Source organism: Dorea sp. 210702-DFI.3.125 (assembly GCF_020560945.1).
GTDB classification, from domain to species: Bacteria; Bacillota; Clostridia; order Lachnospirales; family Lachnospiraceae; genus Dorea; species Dorea formicigenerans.
In genome coordinates this window covers 41,319-58,949 of sequence record NZ_JAJCNF010000013.1, presented here as the reverse complement: position 1 = coordinate 58,949, position 17,631 = coordinate 41,319, and the positions used below count along the sequence as shown (strand labels likewise).

At 37.9% G+C, this 17,631-nt stretch carries 21 protein-coding genes and 1 tRNA gene; 10 read left to right on the top strand and 12 right to left on the bottom strand.

Annotation, left to right across the window (positions count from 1 at the left end; all coding sequences use genetic code 11):
- Positions 1 to 53 precede the first annotated feature (53 nt).
- From LI164_RS08035 to LI164_RS08025, 3 genes are read left to right on the top strand one after another with little or no spacing between them, the layout of a single operon-like run.
- Complete coding sequence (locus LI164_RS08035) at positions 54 to 965, top strand: DUF2268 domain-containing protein (protein ID WP_077715695.1); 912 nt, start codon at positions 54 to 56, stop codon at positions 963 to 965.
- Positions 958 to 1,725, top strand: a complete 768-nt coding sequence (locus LI164_RS08030; protein WP_077715697.1) for a MerR family transcriptional regulator — start codon at positions 958 to 960, stop codon at positions 1,723 to 1,725. The genes LI164_RS08035 and LI164_RS08030 overlap by 8 nt, the downstream gene beginning before the upstream one ends.
- Positions 1,722 to 1,895 (top strand): cysteine-rich KTR domain-containing protein, encoded by a 174-nt coding sequence (locus LI164_RS08025; protein ID WP_055058897.1) that lies wholly within the window; start codon positions 1,722 to 1,724, stop codon positions 1,893 to 1,895. Before LI164_RS08030 ends, LI164_RS08025 begins: the two co-directional genes overlap by 4 nt.
- 87 nt (positions 1,896 to 1,982) lie before the next feature.
- Here LI164_RS08025 and LI164_RS08020 read toward each other — a convergent pair whose 3' ends face one another.
- Positions 1,983 to 2,339, bottom strand: coding sequence for a helix-turn-helix domain-containing protein (locus LI164_RS08020; protein WP_032547022.1), 357 nt, complete (start codon positions 2,337 to 2,339; stop codon positions 1,983 to 1,985).
- 597 nt (positions 2,340 to 2,936) lie between these two features.
- On the opposite strand from LI164_RS08020, the gene LI164_RS08015 reads away from it, so the two are divergent.
- From LI164_RS08015 to LI164_RS08000, 4 genes are all read left to right on the top strand, one after another.
- A complete protein-coding gene (locus LI164_RS08015) occupies positions 2,937 to 3,356 on the top strand; it encodes an RNA polymerase sigma factor (RefSeq protein WP_227086984.1) in 420 nt (139 codons plus the stop codon).
- Positions 3,353 to 3,592, top strand: coding sequence for a helix-turn-helix domain-containing protein (locus LI164_RS08010; protein WP_227086975.1), 240 nt, complete (start codon positions 3,353 to 3,355; stop codon positions 3,590 to 3,592). Before LI164_RS08015 ends, LI164_RS08010 begins: the two co-directional genes overlap by 4 nt.
- Before the next feature lie 457 nt (positions 3,593 to 4,049).
- Complete coding sequence (locus tag LI164_RS08005) at positions 4,050 to 4,202, top strand: transposon-encoded TnpW family protein (RefSeq protein WP_077715702.1); 153 nt, start codon at positions 4,050 to 4,052, stop codon at positions 4,200 to 4,202.
- Between the two features lie 94 nt (positions 4,203 to 4,296).
- Positions 4,297 to 5,973 (top strand): recombinase family protein, encoded by a 1,677-nt coding sequence (locus tag LI164_RS08000; RefSeq protein WP_117467745.1) that lies wholly within the window; start codon positions 4,297 to 4,299, stop codon positions 5,971 to 5,973.
- A 90-nt stretch (positions 5,974 to 6,063) separates the two neighbouring features.
- Here LI164_RS08000 and LI164_RS07995 read toward each other — a convergent pair.
- A tRNA-Trp gene (locus LI164_RS07995) sits at positions 6,064 to 6,134 on the bottom strand.
- Positions 6,135 to 6,339: 205 nt separating this feature from the next.
- Positions 6,340 to 7,458: a 5-methyltetrahydropteroyltriglutamate--homocysteine S-methyltransferase gene (locus LI164_RS07990; RefSeq protein ID WP_005340783.1), complete on the bottom strand. Its 1,119-nt coding sequence runs from the start codon at positions 7,456 to 7,458 to the stop codon at positions 6,340 to 6,342.
- A 273-nt stretch (positions 7,459 to 7,731) separates the two neighbouring features.
- Between LI164_RS07990 and LI164_RS07985 the strand changes: the two genes are divergently transcribed.
- Together LI164_RS07985 and LI164_RS07980 are read left to right on the top strand one after the other, a co-directional pair.
- On the top strand, positions 7,732 to 7,980 hold the full coding sequence (locus tag LI164_RS07985; protein WP_005335401.1) for a hypothetical protein: 249 nt from the start codon (positions 7,732 to 7,734) through the stop codon (positions 7,978 to 7,980).
- A gap of 28 nt (positions 7,981 to 8,008) precedes the next feature.
- Positions 8,009 to 8,332, top strand: coding sequence for a branched-chain amino acid transporter permease (locus LI164_RS07980; protein WP_005335398.1), 324 nt, complete (start codon positions 8,009 to 8,011; stop codon positions 8,330 to 8,332).
- A 5-nt stretch (positions 8,333 to 8,337) separates the two neighbouring features.
- Here LI164_RS07980 and LI164_RS07975 read toward each other — a convergent pair whose 3' ends face one another.
- The 3 genes from LI164_RS07975 to LI164_RS07965 form a co-directional block, all read right to left on the bottom strand.
- Positions 8,338 to 8,595: a hypothetical protein gene (locus LI164_RS07975; protein ID WP_005335397.1), complete on the bottom strand. Its 258-nt coding sequence runs from the start codon at positions 8,593 to 8,595 to the stop codon at positions 8,338 to 8,340.
- An 81-nt stretch (positions 8,596 to 8,676) separates the two neighbouring features.
- A complete protein-coding gene (locus LI164_RS07970; RefSeq protein WP_005335392.1) occupies positions 8,677 to 9,297 on the bottom strand; it encodes a DUF4317 family protein in 621 nt (206 codons plus the stop codon).
- 155 nt (positions 9,298 to 9,452) lie between these two features.
- Positions 9,453 to 10,340, bottom strand: coding sequence for a LysR family transcriptional regulator (locus tag LI164_RS07965; protein WP_005335390.1), 888 nt, complete (start codon positions 10,338 to 10,340; stop codon positions 9,453 to 9,455).
- A 147-nt stretch (positions 10,341 to 10,487) separates the two neighbouring features.
- Here LI164_RS07965 and LI164_RS07960 point away from each other — a divergent pair, with 147 nt between their 5' ends.
- Positions 10,488 to 11,525, top strand: a complete 1,038-nt coding sequence (locus LI164_RS07960) for a YeiH family protein (RefSeq protein WP_005335388.1) — start codon at positions 10,488 to 10,490, stop codon at positions 11,523 to 11,525.
- 6 nt (positions 11,526 to 11,531) lie between these two features.
- Here the strand turns inward: LI164_RS07960 and LI164_RS07955 are convergent, their stop codons facing one another.
- The 6 genes from LI164_RS07955 to LI164_RS07930 form a co-directional block, all read right to left on the bottom strand.
- Positions 11,532 to 12,203 (bottom strand): TVP38/TMEM64 family protein, encoded by a 672-nt coding sequence (locus tag LI164_RS07955; RefSeq protein ID WP_117606008.1) that lies wholly within the window; start codon positions 12,201 to 12,203, stop codon positions 11,532 to 11,534.
- A gap of 169 nt (positions 12,204 to 12,372) precedes the next feature.
- Positions 12,373 to 13,374, bottom strand: a complete 1,002-nt coding sequence (locus LI164_RS07950; RefSeq protein WP_040015647.1) for an aldo/keto reductase — start codon at positions 13,372 to 13,374, stop codon at positions 12,373 to 12,375.
- Positions 13,375 to 13,509: 135 nt separating this feature from the next.
- Positions 13,510 to 14,625, bottom strand: coding sequence for a 5-methyltetrahydropteroyltriglutamate--homocysteine S-methyltransferase (locus LI164_RS07945; protein ID WP_005335383.1), 1,116 nt, complete (start codon positions 14,623 to 14,625; stop codon positions 13,510 to 13,512).
- A gap of 94 nt (positions 14,626 to 14,719) precedes the next feature.
- A complete protein-coding gene (locus LI164_RS07940) occupies positions 14,720 to 15,784 on the bottom strand; it encodes a helix-turn-helix domain-containing protein (protein WP_005335381.1) in 1,065 nt (354 codons plus the stop codon).
- Positions 15,785 to 15,955: 171 nt separating this feature from the next.
- A complete protein-coding gene (locus LI164_RS07935; protein ID WP_005335380.1) occupies positions 15,956 to 16,279 on the bottom strand; it encodes a hypothetical protein in 324 nt (107 codons plus the stop codon).
- Positions 16,280 to 16,371: 92 nt separating this feature from the next.
- Positions 16,372 to 17,541 carry an AAA family ATPase gene (locus tag LI164_RS07930; RefSeq protein WP_227086974.1) on the bottom strand — a complete coding sequence of 390 codons (1,170 nt, stop codon included), beginning with the start codon at positions 17,539 to 17,541 and terminating at the stop codon, positions 16,372 to 16,374.
- Between the last annotated feature and the right edge of the window lie 90 nt (positions 17,542 to 17,631).

Genomic DNA, 17,631 nt, shown 5'->3' with positions numbered 1-17,631 from the left:
ACTTTAACGTTACGTCATAGTATATGATAAAATCAAAAGGAGGAACTAGAATTATGAAAATATCCGCTATCCGTTCTGACAAAGTTTATTCAAAAATTATGAGTGCACCGTTAGACAAAAAAAATGACATTTATAGATATGAACTTATGAAGCCTTTTGAAAAAAAGTGGGCTTGTTATAGTGTTCCTATGAAAGCTCTAACGCCTAATGGATATGATGTAATTATGGCAAGCGAAATGCTTGGGCATATCGCCCCAACCGCTGTTGACCAGAAGCAACAAAATAATATTAATCTAATTTCTGATAATACACTCTGGGAAAAATGTGAGTTATCCATTCAGCAGTCGTTGAATTGCTTTGTTGAACACGGTGTTAATCTACCCGTTAAAGAATATGCGTTTACAATTTTACTTGCAAATGCTAAGAATCCTTACATTATTTTAAATGATGGTTACTGCGGTGATGGTGGTATTCCAGGATATATTTTTTCTTGGTTACTACCTAATGAATACACTTTATCACATCTTCATGTAGCATTAGCACATGAAACTAATCACAACGTACGATTTCAATTTATTAAATGGAAGAATGACATCACTCTTGGTGAAATGATAGTCAATGAGGGGTTGGCAGAAAACTTTGCAACATTTCTGTATGGTGAAGATAAAGCAGGTCCTTGGGTAACAAAAACTGATATAGAAACCTTAAATGAATATATTAAGCCTATTATTCGGGACGGTTTAAATGTTCAAGGATTAGAAAATCTGAATGCATACCTTTATGGTGATGAAATGGCAGCATTACAAAACTATCCTCAGGTCGGATTACCCTATTGTTCCGGATATGCGTGTGGCTATCACTTGATTAAACACTACTTGCAAAAGACTGGAAAAAACATTGTCGAAGCAACTCTATTACCTGCAAAAGAAATTTTAGATGCTACGGAGGATTTTTGGAATGAATGAAAAAGCTAAAACAGTCCATGAAGTTGCTAAATTAACAGGTATTACTGCTCGAACACTACATTATTATGATGAAATTGGTTTATTAAAACCGTCTATTATAACCGAAGCAAAATACCGTCAGTATACAGACGACGATTTAACTAGGCTTCAGGAAATTTTGTTTTTTAGAGAAGTTGGATTCGCCCTAAAAGAAATTAAGGAACTGCTGGATTCACCTCATTATGTTCGTTCAGAAGCATTAGAGAGTCATGTACTGATTTTGGAAGCTCAGAAAGAACGAATAGAAGCTTTGATTTCACTTGTAAAAGACACAATCAACGGAAATAAAGAAATTAAATTTTCTGCATTTTCAAATGCAAAAATACTTGAGTTACAATCGCAATTTCAAGAAGAAGTATTAGAACAATGGGGAAATACTGAAAGTTTCAGAGAATACAAGACTATGTTTTCTTCCCATTCAAAGCAAATACAAGAGAAAGAAATAGAATCTTTTTATTCAATGGCTCGCAATATTTTTGAAAAACTAGCTATGTATGAAAATAGTCCTGCGGAAAGTCCAGAAGTACAAGCAATAGTACATGAATGGCAACAATATATTTCTGAACACTTTTATGAATGTAATAAACAAATTTTATCTAATTTGGGAGTTCTCTATATTACAGATGAAAGATTTACCACTTTTATAAATAGATTTAGTAGTGGAAATCTTGCAGCTTTTTTTAATGAAGCAATACAAATTTTTTGCAGAGGTTCAGAATGAATATGATGGAGTGGGTTATTTGTCCTATATGCAACAATAAAACAAGGATTAAAATACGAAAAGATACACAGCTAAAAAACTTTCCGTTGTATTGTCCAAAATGTAAAAAAGAAAGTTTGATATGCGTAAATAACTTCAAAATAGAAATTATCAAAGAGCCAGACGCTTAGACGCAGAGCCGATAATTTATAAGTTATTGAAACTTATAGACTATCGGCTCATTTTAGTTTCAGTCCTATTCTGGTAGGCAATAGAAGTTATTTATCTTCCATTTCCTTGTATTTGACAATACCATCAGCAACGCTTTCCATGATAACAAGGTCTGCGTCTGTAAAATTGTCAATTTTACTTTCAAGCTGTCTTCGTCTGCTGCTTTTTACCGGATTATCAGAGGACAAAAAGAACTCATCCACTGATACATTCAGCAGAGATACAAGGTCGTACAGCACCTGTAAACTGGGGTGCTGCCCTTTATTCTCAATATTGGTTAAATAGCGTGGGTCAATTTCAATCATTGCTCCCACCTGTTCACGGGTCAAACCCTGTTTTTTACGGGCTTCTTTTATGGCAAGCCCAAACGCCCTGAAATCATATTTATCTTCTTTTTTACGCATAATACACCACCTCTGTACATTTTACTGTTCCTGTTGTAATAACGACAGGTATAGAAAAACGTATTACATAGTTGTACAGTTCCTATTATGCGTATCAAAGATAAAACTATGCTGCCGAAACGGAAATAAAAAAAACCGTTATTTGGCAGCATACTTTCCCTGCGTCAAAAATCACATCATCTTTTCCAGACGACGGTTTAACAAAAGCCGCCGTCTTTTTTTGCATGAAATATAGATGATTTTTAAAGTCTACTACTTTATACAGACAGCGGCTTACAGGAGGAAGCCGCTATGCAAAATATTTTCTTAAATATATCTACATTCGGTAAACCGTTAAAAAAAGCCATCCACCTACACTAGAAAAGTCTGACCCTCAATATGGTTTTTCAGAATACATAGAAAGAACTATCGAAGCACACAAGCAGAAATATCGTCTGTTTGCGTGCTTTTTTAGTTGGAAGAAAAAGGTTTTAAATTTTTCTTCTCAAAACGCAACTGCACCCCCTGTCCTGTCGGGACTAAGAGCGAAAAGGGGGAAAGAAGCAGAAATTCCTATCAGCTCGCTCCCTTTCAAGGCTGGAAAGGAGGTGAGCAATGATGAAGCCATCTGAATTTCAGACAACCATAGAGAACCAGTTTGATTACATCTGTAAAGTCGCTATGGAGGATGAACGCAAAGACTATCTCAAAGCGTTGTCCAGACAGTGCAAACGGGAAACCCTGTTTTGTGATATGGACGATTACACCGTTAATCTGTTTTCTTCCGAAGACACCTATCCATCCCACTTCCATACTTTTGAAATGGATGGATTTACTGTCCGTATTGAAAACAGCCTGTTAGCAGAAGCATTAGAAAATCTGGATGGAAAGAAACGTGATGTTATCCTGAGATATTATTTTCTTGGATTTGACGATACAGAAATTTCAAAAATTCTGGAAGTTAATCGTTCTACCATCCAGAGAAGAAGACACGCCGGACTGCAATTTATCAAAAAATTTATGGAGGAAGAAGCATGACAGCAAAGCACCCTATGATTCCGTTTCCTGTAATTGTAAGGGCTGCGGACGGTGATATTGAAGCAGTCAACCAGATTGTACGCCATTATAGCGGTTTTATTGCCAGCCGTTCCATGCGTCCCATGAAAGACGAATACGGGAATACCCACATGGTTGTAGATGAAACCCTACGCCGCCGGATGGAAACACGTCTGATTGCAAAGATTTTATCTTTTGAAATCAGGGAACCCACCTAGAAATAATGCTCTCCTGTGGAAGCATGGACAAGCTCATGCTTCCCAGACAGAGCTTGCCAGTCTATTAAAGTGCATTATCACCAGTGCATTTTAACAGGCTGACAAAGCCGGATTGTTCCTTGAAAAAGAAAGCGTCTAATCAACGCAGCATAAAGCAGCCGAATACGTTTCGATAGAAAGAGAGCCGTTGGGCTGGCACGCCGTAACCCACCAAAGGAGGGATGAAAACGGATAGCGATTCCTGCCAGCGTTCCATAAGCAGCTTACCGCAAAAGCTGCCGCCATGACCTTTCCATCGTAATAATGATACTTCCGTACAGCCTTAGTCCGTGTGATGATGTAGCACCGCTGGCAAAGGGTACGGCTGGATGAGAACCATGCAGGGGTGAGATTCCCATGAGCTTTAGCGAAAGCTGTTCGGTTTGCTTCAAAGAAAATAACAGGAGGTTGTTATCTTATGGAAAATACAAAGAATCCTGACCCTGAAATGATACGAGAATACCAGATAGGAAACACCTGCTATGTGGTAAAATCCCGCTCAAAAGAACAGGCGCAGGAAGACGCAGTAACGAAAGTAAAAAGGCTTATCCGCAATGATTTGAAACAATAATTTTAAGATAAAATAAGGCAGACAGGAAACAGAAAATGCGGTACAATAAAGTTGTAAAAGCATTGTCTGTTTGACTGTCGGATAGGAGGTACTTATGTTACAGCAGTCAAACAGCACTATTACTTCCATTTATCCGATGGGAAATCAAACAGAGGAATTAACCGCATTATACTGTCGGCTTTCACAAGACGATAAACAGGAGGGTGATTCAAACAGTATTATTAACCAGAAAAAAATCCTGAAGCGTTATGCAATCGAGCACGGGTATCAGCCTTATGTGTTTTTTGTAGATGATGGATTTTCTGGTACAAACTTCAACAGACCGGATTTTCAAAGAATGATTGCAGAGGTCGAAGCAGGAAGAATCAAACGCGTTATAGTCAAGGATATGTCAAGACTTGGACGTGATTATTTGCAAGTGGGAATGTACACAGAAATTATGTTCCCGAACATGGATGTCCATTTTATTGCTGTCAATGATGGCGTGGATAGTCATGTGGGAGATAATGAATTTACCCCATTTCGTAACATAATCAACGAATGGTACGCAAAGGACACCAGCAAAAAAATACGTGCAGTCAAGCGTTCTAAAGGAATGGCAGGTGAACATATCGGTTCTCACGCTCCTTATGGCTACATGAAGAATCCAGACAATAAAAAGGAATGGCTTATAGATGAAGAAGCCGCCGAAGTAGTTCGGGAAATCTTCCGTTTATGTGTCAATGGTTACGGACCGACACGAATTGCCAATATTCTAACGGAAAGAAAAATTCTTTGCCCTACTTATTATGCGCTAGAGCATGGGGAAAAGCCACGAACCGTTCTTCCACCTGACAAGTATCTGTGGAGCGCAACTGTGGTATCTCATATCTTAGAAAGAATGGACTATTTAGGACATACTGTGAATTTTAAGACCCATGTTAAGTCTTATAAAAATCGCAAAAAAATTGATAACAGTCCTGAACAATGGAAGATTTTTGAGAATACCCATGAAGCAATCATTGACAAGGAAACCTTTGAGATTGTACAGAAAATCCGTTCTGGAAAACGCCGCCCTACCAAAATGGGGGATATGCCTATGTTCTCTGGTTTGCTCTACTGTGCAGATTGCGGAAGCAAAATGACATTTCATAGGCAAATGGCACAGAGTGCAGAGAAACATAATTTTGTATGCAGCAATTACCGACACAATTCAAAATCATGTACTATGCACTATATTCGTAATGTAGTAGTTGAACAAATTGTACTGGAAAACCTGAAAGAAGTTATCCGCTATGTGTCAGATTATGAAGATGAATTTGTTCAGATGGTAATGGACACGGATATGCGGCAAAGAAATAAAGAACTGCTGCAAAAGAAGAAGCGGCTTACAGAAATTCATTCCCGTATTCAGGAGTTGGACAAAATTTTTCAACGGATTTATGAAGACAACATTAGTGGAAAACTTTCAGATGAACGCTTTATGAAACTTTCAAGAGGATATGAGGAAGAACAGCATACTTTGCAGGAAGAACAGACTTCCTTAGAGAAAGAATTACAGAAAGAAGAAAAACAATCTGTGGATGTAAAGCAATTTCTTTCAGTAGTCCGCAAGTACACTAACCTTACAGAACTCACACCAGAAATTGTGCATGAGTTTATCGACAAAATTATTGTCCACGCTCCAGATAAGAGCAGCGGTAAACGCTTACAGGAAATTGAAATTATCTATAACCATATCGGAGTATTCGACCATTCAAAGGTCACTTTGTGGAAAGGAAAAGCGGTATAGTGCACAATATACTATACCGCAAAACCTAAATCTTAAAAACATCCTTACCAAACCCTCACATTTATAGGCTTTGCGAGACCATTCAGTCAACAGGGGATGAGAGAATCGAACTCCCGCCAAAGGTTTTGGAGACCCCTATCATACCACTTGACCAATCCCCTATTTAAGTAAATTGTGTGTCTGTCTCCGTGACACTAGATATTTATACCATATTTATTGGTGGGTTGTCAATAGGTGATTTTAAAAAAAGCTCAAAATTACTTTTAAGGAAATTGCTTTTAATTTCATATTATATAAAAATAACTTCCGGACTGTACGATTTACAACCGGAAGTTACCTGATTTTATTTTACCTTATATCTAACTTTTATCTATCTCCCCAGACTTCTTCTGCAATTTCTTTTACAAGTTTTAATTTTTCCCACTGCTCTTCTTCTGTCAGCTTGTTACCGATTTCGCAAGATGCGAATCCACATTGTGGACTTAAGTACAGGCGATCCAGTGGAACGTATTTCTCTGCTTCATGGATTCTGGCAATGACTTTTCCTTTATCCTCTAACTGTGGTATCTTTGTCGTAATGAGTCCAAGTACGACCTTCTTATCTCCAGATACTTTTGCAAGTGGTGCGAAACCTCCTGATCTCTTGTCATCATACTCCAGATAGTAGGCATTTACATTTTCCTCTCCAAACAGAAGGTCTGCAACAGAATCATATGCACCGGAGCTGAAGAACGTAGAATGATAGTTTCCTCTGCACACATGTGTATTGATTACAAGGTCTTCCGGTGCCTGTGCAACAACCTGGTTATTCAGTTTCAGCAGACGCTTCTTATAATCTTCCAAAGCCTGTCCGTTTCTTCCGGTCAGAGCTGTCGCCATTTTTGCATCTACCATACCGCCCCATACACAATCATCGAACTGAAGATTTCTGCATCCTGCCGCATAAATCTCCTGAACGAATTCTCCATAAGCTTTGATGACATCATCTGCAAATGCTTCTTCTGAGCCATAGATTTTTAAAGTCGTAGCAAGAAGCTGCGCTCCGGTGAAGTAAGCATAGAACTGTCCCGGTGAAGGGATGGTCTGTTTTGCAACTGTATTTTCATCTTCCAATGCTTTTACATATTTAAAATGTTCTACAAACGGGTGATTCTTTACAGAAATCTTTCCTGTCATATAGGTATCATCAATCATGGCTGCTTCTGCGTCAAATGTTGTATTTCCCTCTACTGTCTTCTGATGCTCAATACCTTCAAATCCCCACATAAAGTCAAGATGCCAAGTGGATCTTCTGAACTCTCCGTCTGTGATAACATGGTAGCCAAGTCCCTTGATTTTATTTACTAAATCAACGATACACTCGTCTTCTACTTTTGTCAGATCAGCCTGTGTAATTTTTCCCTCTTCAAAATCTTTTCTTGCATCTTTTAATCTCTGTGGTCTTAAAAAACTTCCTACAAAATCATATCGAAATGGTGTCTTCATAATTATTATCTCCTAAATTTTAATAAACCTATCGTAATTTTAAACTTGTGTTGCGATAGATTTATTGTAATTTATTTCAAATGTTTTGTATAATAGCTAAAAATATCTGTTTGTTATAACTTTAAATTATGGCACTTCTGATCCAGGCAAGACATCTATTCTACGGACTTTCCATGCTGGATAAATATAAGGGAATACTGGGTCGCTTCTGCAACTTTCGGTGGCGTCATCGGTTCTTTACTCCTCATTAATACAGAAGGCATCAGCTTTGTCATGACTGCTATGTTCGTCGTTATCTTCATGGATCAGTGGCTGAAAGAAAAGAATCATACATCTTCATTACTTGGACTTGGAATTTCTTTTCTCTGTCTCCTTGTATTCGGACCGGACTCTTTTATGATTCCGACCATGATTTTGATTATCGTCTCATTGACATTATTACGCAAAAAGCTTGATATCCCGGATCAAAAAAACTACTCGCGACTTCATTTCGACAAATGTGCTTCTGAAAAAATGAAGTAGCAATAAAAAACACAGGAGGTTTGCTAACATGACATTAGCTCAACAAATCATCACTATCGGACTTTGTGTACTTGGTACAATGACTACACGTTTCCTGCCTTTTCTTGTATTTCGTGAAAACCGGGAAACTCCTAAGTTCATTCAATATGTTGGAAAATTTCTTCCATCCGCAGTTTTCGGCATGCTGGTCGTTTACTGTCTGAGAAATGTAAATGTATTGCAAGGTACACATGGAATCCCAGAGTTCATTTCCATTCTCGTTACTGCCGGACTTCATATCTGGAAACGTCAGATGCTGGTATCTATTGCAGGAGGAACCATCTGCTATATATTATTGCTACATTTTTGTTAAAAGACCTATGCATCAAAATCAGCCACAAATTCACCTTCCGGTGTTTTCATTTTCAGGATTCCAAGATTAAAATCCTCTTCTTGAATTGTAATGTGATATTCAAAAACTACGTCATCTTCAAATTTAGACAACAGAATATACTCTCCTTTATCCTTTCCGTCAATCTGATCACAGATATCATCATACACATCTGCTCCGGAAATATTTCTTGGATACCCTGCATCCTTAATTTTTTTCTCAATTGCTTCGTATAATTCGTTCATACATTTTCCTCTCTTTCTTCTATGTGAGGCTATCCCCCCACATTCTTGTCTTTCTTAATTATAGCTTTTTTCTTTTGTTCATCATATTCCAAGCATTTCCAGCAATTCTATATGAGGATGGTTCATGTCAGCCTGATATATATCTATATAATTTAATGCCGCGCTTTCATCCATAAATGCCGGAAACAAAAATCCACACTCGGGTTCTCCCGGTTCATAATCACCACTCACCGGGCAAATCGCGCAGATTAGATATTCATACATTTTCTCGGATTCTCCCTGACGCTCATGATCCGTTCCCTTCACCGGAATATCGTAACGGTCGTGAAACACGTAAACAGCATAATCACCTTTCGATTTATAATTTGCTCCTACAATCTCATAAAATGTCTCCATTAATGCATCATTTTTCAGTCCGCATGCCCGCATTCCCATCAAAAGTTTCCACAAGCTGTCATTTTGCATATTTTCCTGCAAAAATTTGTATTCTTGCAAGTTTTGATTCGTTTCTGCAAACGGAACTTTCTTTGCAATCTGCAAGTTTTTCTCTCGATTCGCCGGACTTAATTTCAAAAATGCAATATTAAATGTCCCGTCAATGCAACCGTCTGAATCCATGTATCCCCCGGCTATCCTTGTCATTGATGTTCGCTTAACTGTCATGCGCCTTGTAAGCGCCAGCATATCTTCTCTGTCTATCATTCTCTTCTTAACAAGCTCCTTACTACTTTTACAATCAGCTTTTCAATCATTAATAATATTATAATGGGCGATGAATATTATGGCAAATACTGTTGCTGATTTATTACTATTTATTTAGCATTAATTTAGATTTACCTTATTTATGTATTTGAATTTTATTTAGAAATGGACAGCTCCTTACATATTTCTACATATTTATCCGTATAAATACTGTCTTTTTCCCAGATAAAATCAAAATCATGCTGCATTTTAAAATCCGAAAGCTTTATTTCTTTCAACACTCCCGACTCTAATTCATCCGCGACTGCAATCTTATACATAAATGAAATTCCACAATCCCGTTTTAACAGACCTATAATCGTGTGCATATTTTCCACTTCTATACAACGCTCAAAGTCAGGAATTTCCATTCCTCGTGCCAAAAGCAACTCTTCCAGTATATTCCTTGTCCCCGAGCCACTCTCCCGTACAATCAAACGTTCGTTTTTCAGATCATTCATAGTCTTTGGATTCTTTTTCAGAAATGTATGGGAAACCTTGCAGACCCCAATGTAATCTTCTGTACTATAATTCATGTGTCCGTAACGATCTTTCGGATAATTTCCTTCCACTAAAGCAAGATTAATCTTCCCTTCATCTAATAACGAAAGCAACTGTGACGTATTCCCAAAATGAATATGTAAATTCATATCTGGATGTTGATTCATAAAATCCGCAATCCTGTCAACAACTGCATATTCTCCAATCGTCATTGTAACTCCGATAGATAATAATTCGATATCTCCACTGACACTTTTCATTTCTTCAAAAATTGAGAGCTGATCATTTTTCATAGTCATCAGACGCTTTTTAAGTACCTTTCCGGTCTGGGTAATATACAATTGTTTATTGTGATACAAGAATAACTGGGTATTATATTCGTTTTCAAGGAAACGAATATGTTGCGAAACAGCCGGTTGTGTAATATTTAATCTCTTTGCTGCCTCTGTAAAATTCATGGTTTCACACACTGTGAGAAAGGTGTTCGTCCTAAAATCTAACATAGTATTTTCCTCTTTTGGTTTGCTATTTTATCAATAAGGATTTCTTATATTTCAATAATATTATATAATTTTTTATTATTGTTTTCCAGTGTTATAATCAATTAGAAAAATGAAAATTATTAAATTTAAACGAGAGGTAAAAAAATTATGGATTTTATCAAAAAGAACTTATCTGGTATTTTGGTTTGTTTTATAATTGCTGTACCTGCCTGGCTTCTTGGAAAAGCTTTTCCGGTCATCGGCGGTCCGGTCATTGCAATTCTCGCCGGAATGCTCATCACATTGATTTGGACAGATAAAGGGAAAGCAGAAGCCGGCATTAAATGGACTTCCAAAATTATTCTCCAGACTGCTGTCGTACTATTAGGATTCGGAATGAACCTCGGTGTAATCATGAAGACCGGGAAACAATCACTGCCAATTATTATCTGTACGATCAGTACTTCCCTAATCATTGCATGGTTACTTCACAGAATTATCAATGTTCCGTCCAACACTGCGATTCTGGTTGGTGTTGGTTCTTCCATCTGTGGAGGTTCTGCTATCGCAGCTACTGCTCCGGTTATTGACGCCGACGATACGGAAGTTGCCCAGGCCATTTCCGTTATCTTTTTCTTCAACGTCATTGCTGCTGTACTATTCCCTGTACTTGGACACGTCCTCGGCTTTGACACAACGAGCGGTTCTTCCTTCGGACTGTTCGCCGGAACAGCAATTAACGACACTTCTTCTGTAACCGCAGCTGCATCCACCTGGGACAGCATGTGGAATCTTGGAAATGAAACATTGAATAATGCTGTTACCGTTAAGCTGACTCGTACACTTGCAATCATTCCAATTACACTTGTATTGTCTCTGATCCACGCAAAATCCGCATCTGTAAATGGTGAAAAAGCAGGAAATTTTAGCATAAAGAGAGCATTTCCGATGTTTATTTTATACTTCATCATTGCAGCAATTATCACTACTGCATGTATGAGTATGGGAATTAGTGCTGATGTATTCGCACCGCTGAAAGAACTGTCCAAATTCTTCATCATTATGGCCATGGCTGCCATTGGTCTGAACAGTAATGTTATAAAATTAATAAAATCTGGCGGAAAGCCACTTCTTCTCGGTGCTTCCTGCTGGATTGGAATTACCATTGTCAGTCTGACTATGCAACATATTATGCACCTTTGGTAATTTTGTTTAGACATTTTTTTGTTTCTTTGTAAATAATATTTTTAACATTATTGAAACTATAGATACTAGAAGTCTACAAAAAGCTACTAAAACAAATTCTATTGAGAACGGATTATTTAGCTTTTCTCCTAATAAGGTCGTCGTCACAATGCTAAGTAATGAACCACTGATTCCTGCCACAAGATAAATCAGATAATTCACATCACATGCACCAAAATACAAGCTGACAATATCCCCTGGCAGGAACCCAACGATTCTCGTTATAAAGCAAGTAAAAAATGTATTTTGTTTTTGATATTCTGATAACTTCTTTGCCTTCGGATATTTCTGAAATATTTCTTCTGTAATCTGTTTTCCACTACATTTTCCAAGACAATACGGAATTGTAATGGAGACAGACAGACCAACTGTACTAATGAACACAGCTGCCACCGGCGAAAACAATATTCCACTGGCAAGATATAAAATAGAAAGCGGCAGAACTATCGTCAAGCTCTTTAATCCAAATAATAGAATCAGCATTATCACTGCGAGCGCCACATTTTTCGGTGTATATTTTACAATTGTATCAACGGATAATGGTTCCCCTGATATTTTCACGATCAAAACAAGTATCACCGCTATCGCTAGAATTGCCATAACCGGAATAAATTTTTTCCACTTATCTCTCTGATTCATAATCATCACTCCACATTTCATTCTATACTATTTATTGTATGAACGCTGTTTGCTTATTTACTTTTATCTTACCTCCATTTCTTCCCAGAAAAAATAGACAAAACCGAAGCTTTGTCTATCAATCTCTTCACTTATAAATTATCGTTTCTGTCCACACCTGACTTGCTAATTATTTTGCGTGCACAAGACTCAATGCATCAATTTTTTTCAGCTCTTCATCTGTAAAAGGTGCACTTTCAAGAACCTTCAGATTATCGAGAATCTGCTCTGGTTTTGATGCTCCTACCAGAACACTTGTCACTATGCCATCTTTTAATACCCAGTTCAATGCCATCTGCGCCAGGCTTTCACCTCTCTCTTTGGCAATTTCATTTAAACCACGGATACTTGTGATTTTTTCTTCTGTCAACTGACTTGCCTTAAGGAATCGTCCATCTGTTGCAATACGGCTGTCTGACGGAATTCCGTTCAGATAGCGGTTTGTTAATGTTCCCTGTGCCAGTGGGCTGAATGCAATGATTCCTTTTCCAGACTCTACTGCCGCTTCTTTCAATCCATTTTTTTCGATTGTGCGGTCGAAAATAGAATAGCGGTTCTGATTAATTATAAATGGACAATGCAGCTCTTTCAGAATTGTAGCTGCCTTCTCCATATGTACTCCATCATAATTAGAAATCCCAACATACAGTGCTTTTCCGCTTCGGACAATCTGCGCCAGTGTTTCCATTGTTTCCTCTAATGGAGTTTCCGGATCCATACGGTGATGATAGAAGATATCGACATACTCCAGTCCCATTCTTTTCAGACTCTGATCCAGACTTGCTGTTAGATATTTTTTACTTCCCCAGTTTCCATAAGGACCATCCCACATATCAAAACCGGCTTTTGTACTTATCAACATCTCATCGCGATAAACTCCGAGATCCTCTTTTAGGATTCTCCCAAAATTAATCTCTGCACTTCCCGGCTCCGGGCCATAGTTATTGGCAAGGTCAAAGTGTGTGATCCCGTGATCAAATGCTGTAAAGCACATTGCTTTCATATTATCATAATCACCATTTGATCCAAAGTTATGCCAAAGTCCCAACGAAACTTTTGGTAATAATAACCCACTTTTCCCACATCGATTATACTGCATAGTTTCATATCGTTTTTCGTCTGCCTGGTACATCATTTATCTCTCCTTCATATATGTATTTAAACTCCTTTGTTATTATATTATCATTTCTGCTAAATAAAAGCTATATTTTAGAACAAATAATAAGCCTGAGCGAACCACTATTAAATGGCCGATCAGTCTTATTATTTATCTCCAGACTTCTTCTGCTATTTCTTTTACAAGAGCTAATTTTTTCCACTGCTCTTCTTCTGTCAGCTTATTTCCAATCTCGCAGGAGGCAAATCCGCACTGTGGGCTTAAACACAGACGGTCTAATGGAATGTATTTTGCTGCCTGATGAATTCTAGCAATGACTTTTTCCTTATCTTCTAACTCTGGTTTCTTTGTTGTAATCAGACCAAGAACGACTTTCTTATCCGGAGATACTTTTGCAAGTGGTGCAAATCCACCGGATCTTTCATCGTCATACTCAAGAAGGAGCGCGTCTACATTTTCCTGCGCAAATACATAATCCGCAACGGAATCATATGGGCCACTTGTGAAGAATGTGGAATGATAATTACCTCTGCAAATATGTGAAGTAATGATCATATCTTCTGGTTTTCCTTCCAATGCAAGATTGTTGACTTTCAGAAGTTGTGCCTTTACTTCTTCAATGTCCACTCCCAGTGCTCTGTATCTGAGTTTTGCCGCATCTCCGACAATGGCTCCCCATGTGCAGTCATCAAGCTGAAGATTTCGGCAGCCAGCCTCGTAAAACTGTGTGATAACTTCTTGATAAGCCTTTCCGATGTCCTGAATCAATTTCTCATCATTCTTATAGAATTTTCTTGTCCGGTCAATATTCTGTGGCACAATCATCTGCTGATATGTCTGTGCCGGTGCCGGAATTGTATATTTTGCAACTGTATTTTTATCTTCAAACTGTTTGAGAAATTTGAAATATTCTACAAACGGGTGTGCTTTCGCTTTAATTTTTCCTACAAGATAAGTTGCTTCAAGGTCAGCAACTTCTCCGTTAAACTGAACTCCGCCACCTTCTGCCTCATGTTCAACGCCTTCAAATCCCCACATAAAATCCAGGTGCCAGAATTTTCTGCGGAACTCTCCATCTGTGATTGCATGAAAACCTGCCGCTTTCTGCTTCGTTACAATATCACGGACACATTCATCTGTAATATCGTTTAATTCTTTTTCTGTAATTTTACCTTCACTGAAATCCTTCTTAGCCTGTTTTAGTTTTTCCGGTCTCAGGAAACTTCCTACAAAATCATATCGAAATGGTGTCTTTAATATACTCATATCTTATCCTCCGTCTTCTTTCATCTGATGAGGATAGTCTACCAGTTATTATTCATTGTGTAAAATTTCCTTTTTTATTGGTTTGATATAACTTTTAGTTATGGTTTGCAAGTTTATATTCCTTCTCCGGAACACCTTCGGATTTGATAAGATACCCTTCTGCTTCATCAAAACGAATGGTGTACTGATATTCACTCTCTCTGCCTTCTTTTTCAGCATCATCATCAGAATAATATGTTAGCCGGATATGATAAGTATTCTTTCCTTCTCGCCATGATTCATCACCGATCAGCCAGTCGTTTTCAAGATTTTTATCCTTTTTCAGTAATGTCTCAGCATATTGCTGTGCCCCGCTCCAGATTCCCATATTCCGGCGCTGTCCCTGCATGGTATTCTGATACTGCCAGAGTGTAGCAAACATAATAGCTGCCATAATTCCTGTAAAAAGAACCGTTTTATACTTCTTTTCTTTTTTCTGTCTTTGCCGACGGACACACCGGATTGTTCCAACCATCATCATCGCAATCATGAACAGATACCACAATGTCCAGAAAATCTGTTCTGTTCGTTCTATTCCACCCGGAATCCACTCTGCAATACGGTCACCCCAGATATAATTAACCAGTGATACCAATATTCCAATAGACAAAATCGATGCCACACCGTAAATTCTCCGGCTTTCTTCATCATCAATATTCTGAAAAAAATACCACAGAGAAACAAACACAGCTGCTGAGAGTCCGCCGAGCACAAGACCGCCTCCAAGACTGGCAATTTTTGTTGCCCATGCTAATGCACCCACACCAATCACCAGAATTCCGGCAATGATATTAGCGTTCTTATCCTGCTTTTTCAGTTGCTTTGAAATGTCATCTGCATTTTGAAGCATCTCAGCTACCTCCTTCTGGGTATACTGAGTTTCTGTCGTATCCATATCACCTGTCGGTTTCTTTTTTTCAGAACGCATCAATTCCAGTACCGAAATTCCAAGTACCTGTGCCAGTGGTTCTAATGTCTGGATATCCGGAAATCCAAGTCCACGCTCCCACCGGCTGATTGCTTTATCCGTCACATGAATCTTTTCTGCAAGCTCCGCCTGCGTCATTTTTTTCTCTTTTCTTATCCCGGCAATGAACTGCCCGAACTGTTTCGCCTCCACGTCTTGTCACTTCCTCCTGCTGTTCCCGCTCCGCTATTTTAAGGTGTGCAAAGCGTTTTTACAGTCTCAGCATAGGGGAAAACAGGCTGTTTTGTCAATCTACGAATCCTTTACTTCCCATTTTGCAACTATTATATTCACACAAATGAACATATCAGGAAATAAATATCTTTACGAGCAAACCCAATCTTCTAAATGTTCCAATATTTCTTCATCGTAAGGGGAATTGATTGTATGAATACATCCGGCAGAAATATTATGAATGACACATTCTGCCCATTCCCCTTCTTTTATTTCAAAAAATAAGTCCTTGCCCTTTTTCCACTTCTTCCAATCTCTATACATGTCAATAATCTCACGTTGTTCAAAAGTGTGGTCATTCATTGGAATCGTAATAGTATCCCCAACTCTTATGACTTCTCCCTTTTCTGCAGTAATCCCTATAAGAGTAATATTTTCATCATATCCTGATGCTGAAGCGCTTGTAAAAATCATTCAATTCACCTTAAATCCTATTCTCTGATGATTTTTAATAAAGGATCTGGCTTTCGCCAGACCCTCATCATTTTATTCACTCTATAACTCTTCTACTTTACAAGAGTGTTCTTTTGTTTCTTTATCATAACTAATTCCCACTTCAAGACTTCCATGAGTTCTTTATTCGGAATAAAAACCATTCCATTGTCATATGTTAAAAGTCCATATACAACCATTGCTGAATAAATCTCTTCTTTTGTCTTTAATTCCTGTGCTGTGGCTGCATACTCCTGTATACCGGACGGTATCCTTTCTCCGGCAAACATCAGCGTAAGATCATTCTGAATCTGATCCACATTATACTGAATGTAAGTAAAAATGGAATCATACTTTCCGGAACTGACCCAGTAATTCGACAATTGATTATCTGTCAATGCACACACAACCGAACGTGGATTATATAACCGTTCTCCTGCTGCTGTATGATACCCGTCATACCATTCTCTTAGACTTTCTCTGGTAATCTGTGGCTTTTTTGTTTTCTCTAAATAGCGCTGATACAGCATATCCACTTCTTCATCAGAAAATCCAAAATATTCACTGAACCGTACTCTTGTTGCCATATTATATTCTAAAAACATATTCAATTCGGAGCCGTCCGAATATTTTGCGATTGGAAGCACACCTGTCATATATGCCAGTTCTACATAGCTTTGTCCTTTTAGCAATAACTTTAAAAAAAGCAGATAATCTTTTTTATCTTTTTCTGTTATAAAAGAACTATGAAAAACTGCGTCCCATTCATCAATAACAAAAATAAATTTATGTCCTGTCTGATTAAAAACCAAAGATAATATATCCCAGACAGCCGCATTATTTTCAATAACAAGTTCTGGATATGCCTCCTGTATATCTCTGACAAGTCCGTTCTGTACCCGGTCTATATATTCCTGATAGTTTTGACATTCTCTGGGCATCTCACTGAAATCAATATAAATCACATCATGCTTTCCTGCCTGTTCTTTATATCCGGCATACTCTGCTATATGAAGATGCTCAAATAAAGATGGCTCACCTGTATTTTCAAAAAAAGCAGCAATCATATTTGCCATAACTGTTTTTCCAAAACGTCTAGGGCGGGTAATGCAAAAGAAACGCTGTTCCTGTTGGAGTGCCGGGATTAATTCTTCAAGTATTTCTGATTTATCAACAAAATACGTCCCATTCATAACCGTTTTAAATTTATCATATGGTTCTTTATTATTTAAAAATTGTCCCATTCTTTACAGCCCTCCTTTATACTGATAATGTAAGTATATCCTTTTTTTCGTAATGATGCAAGAAATGTTTCTAACTGAGGATTGTACATA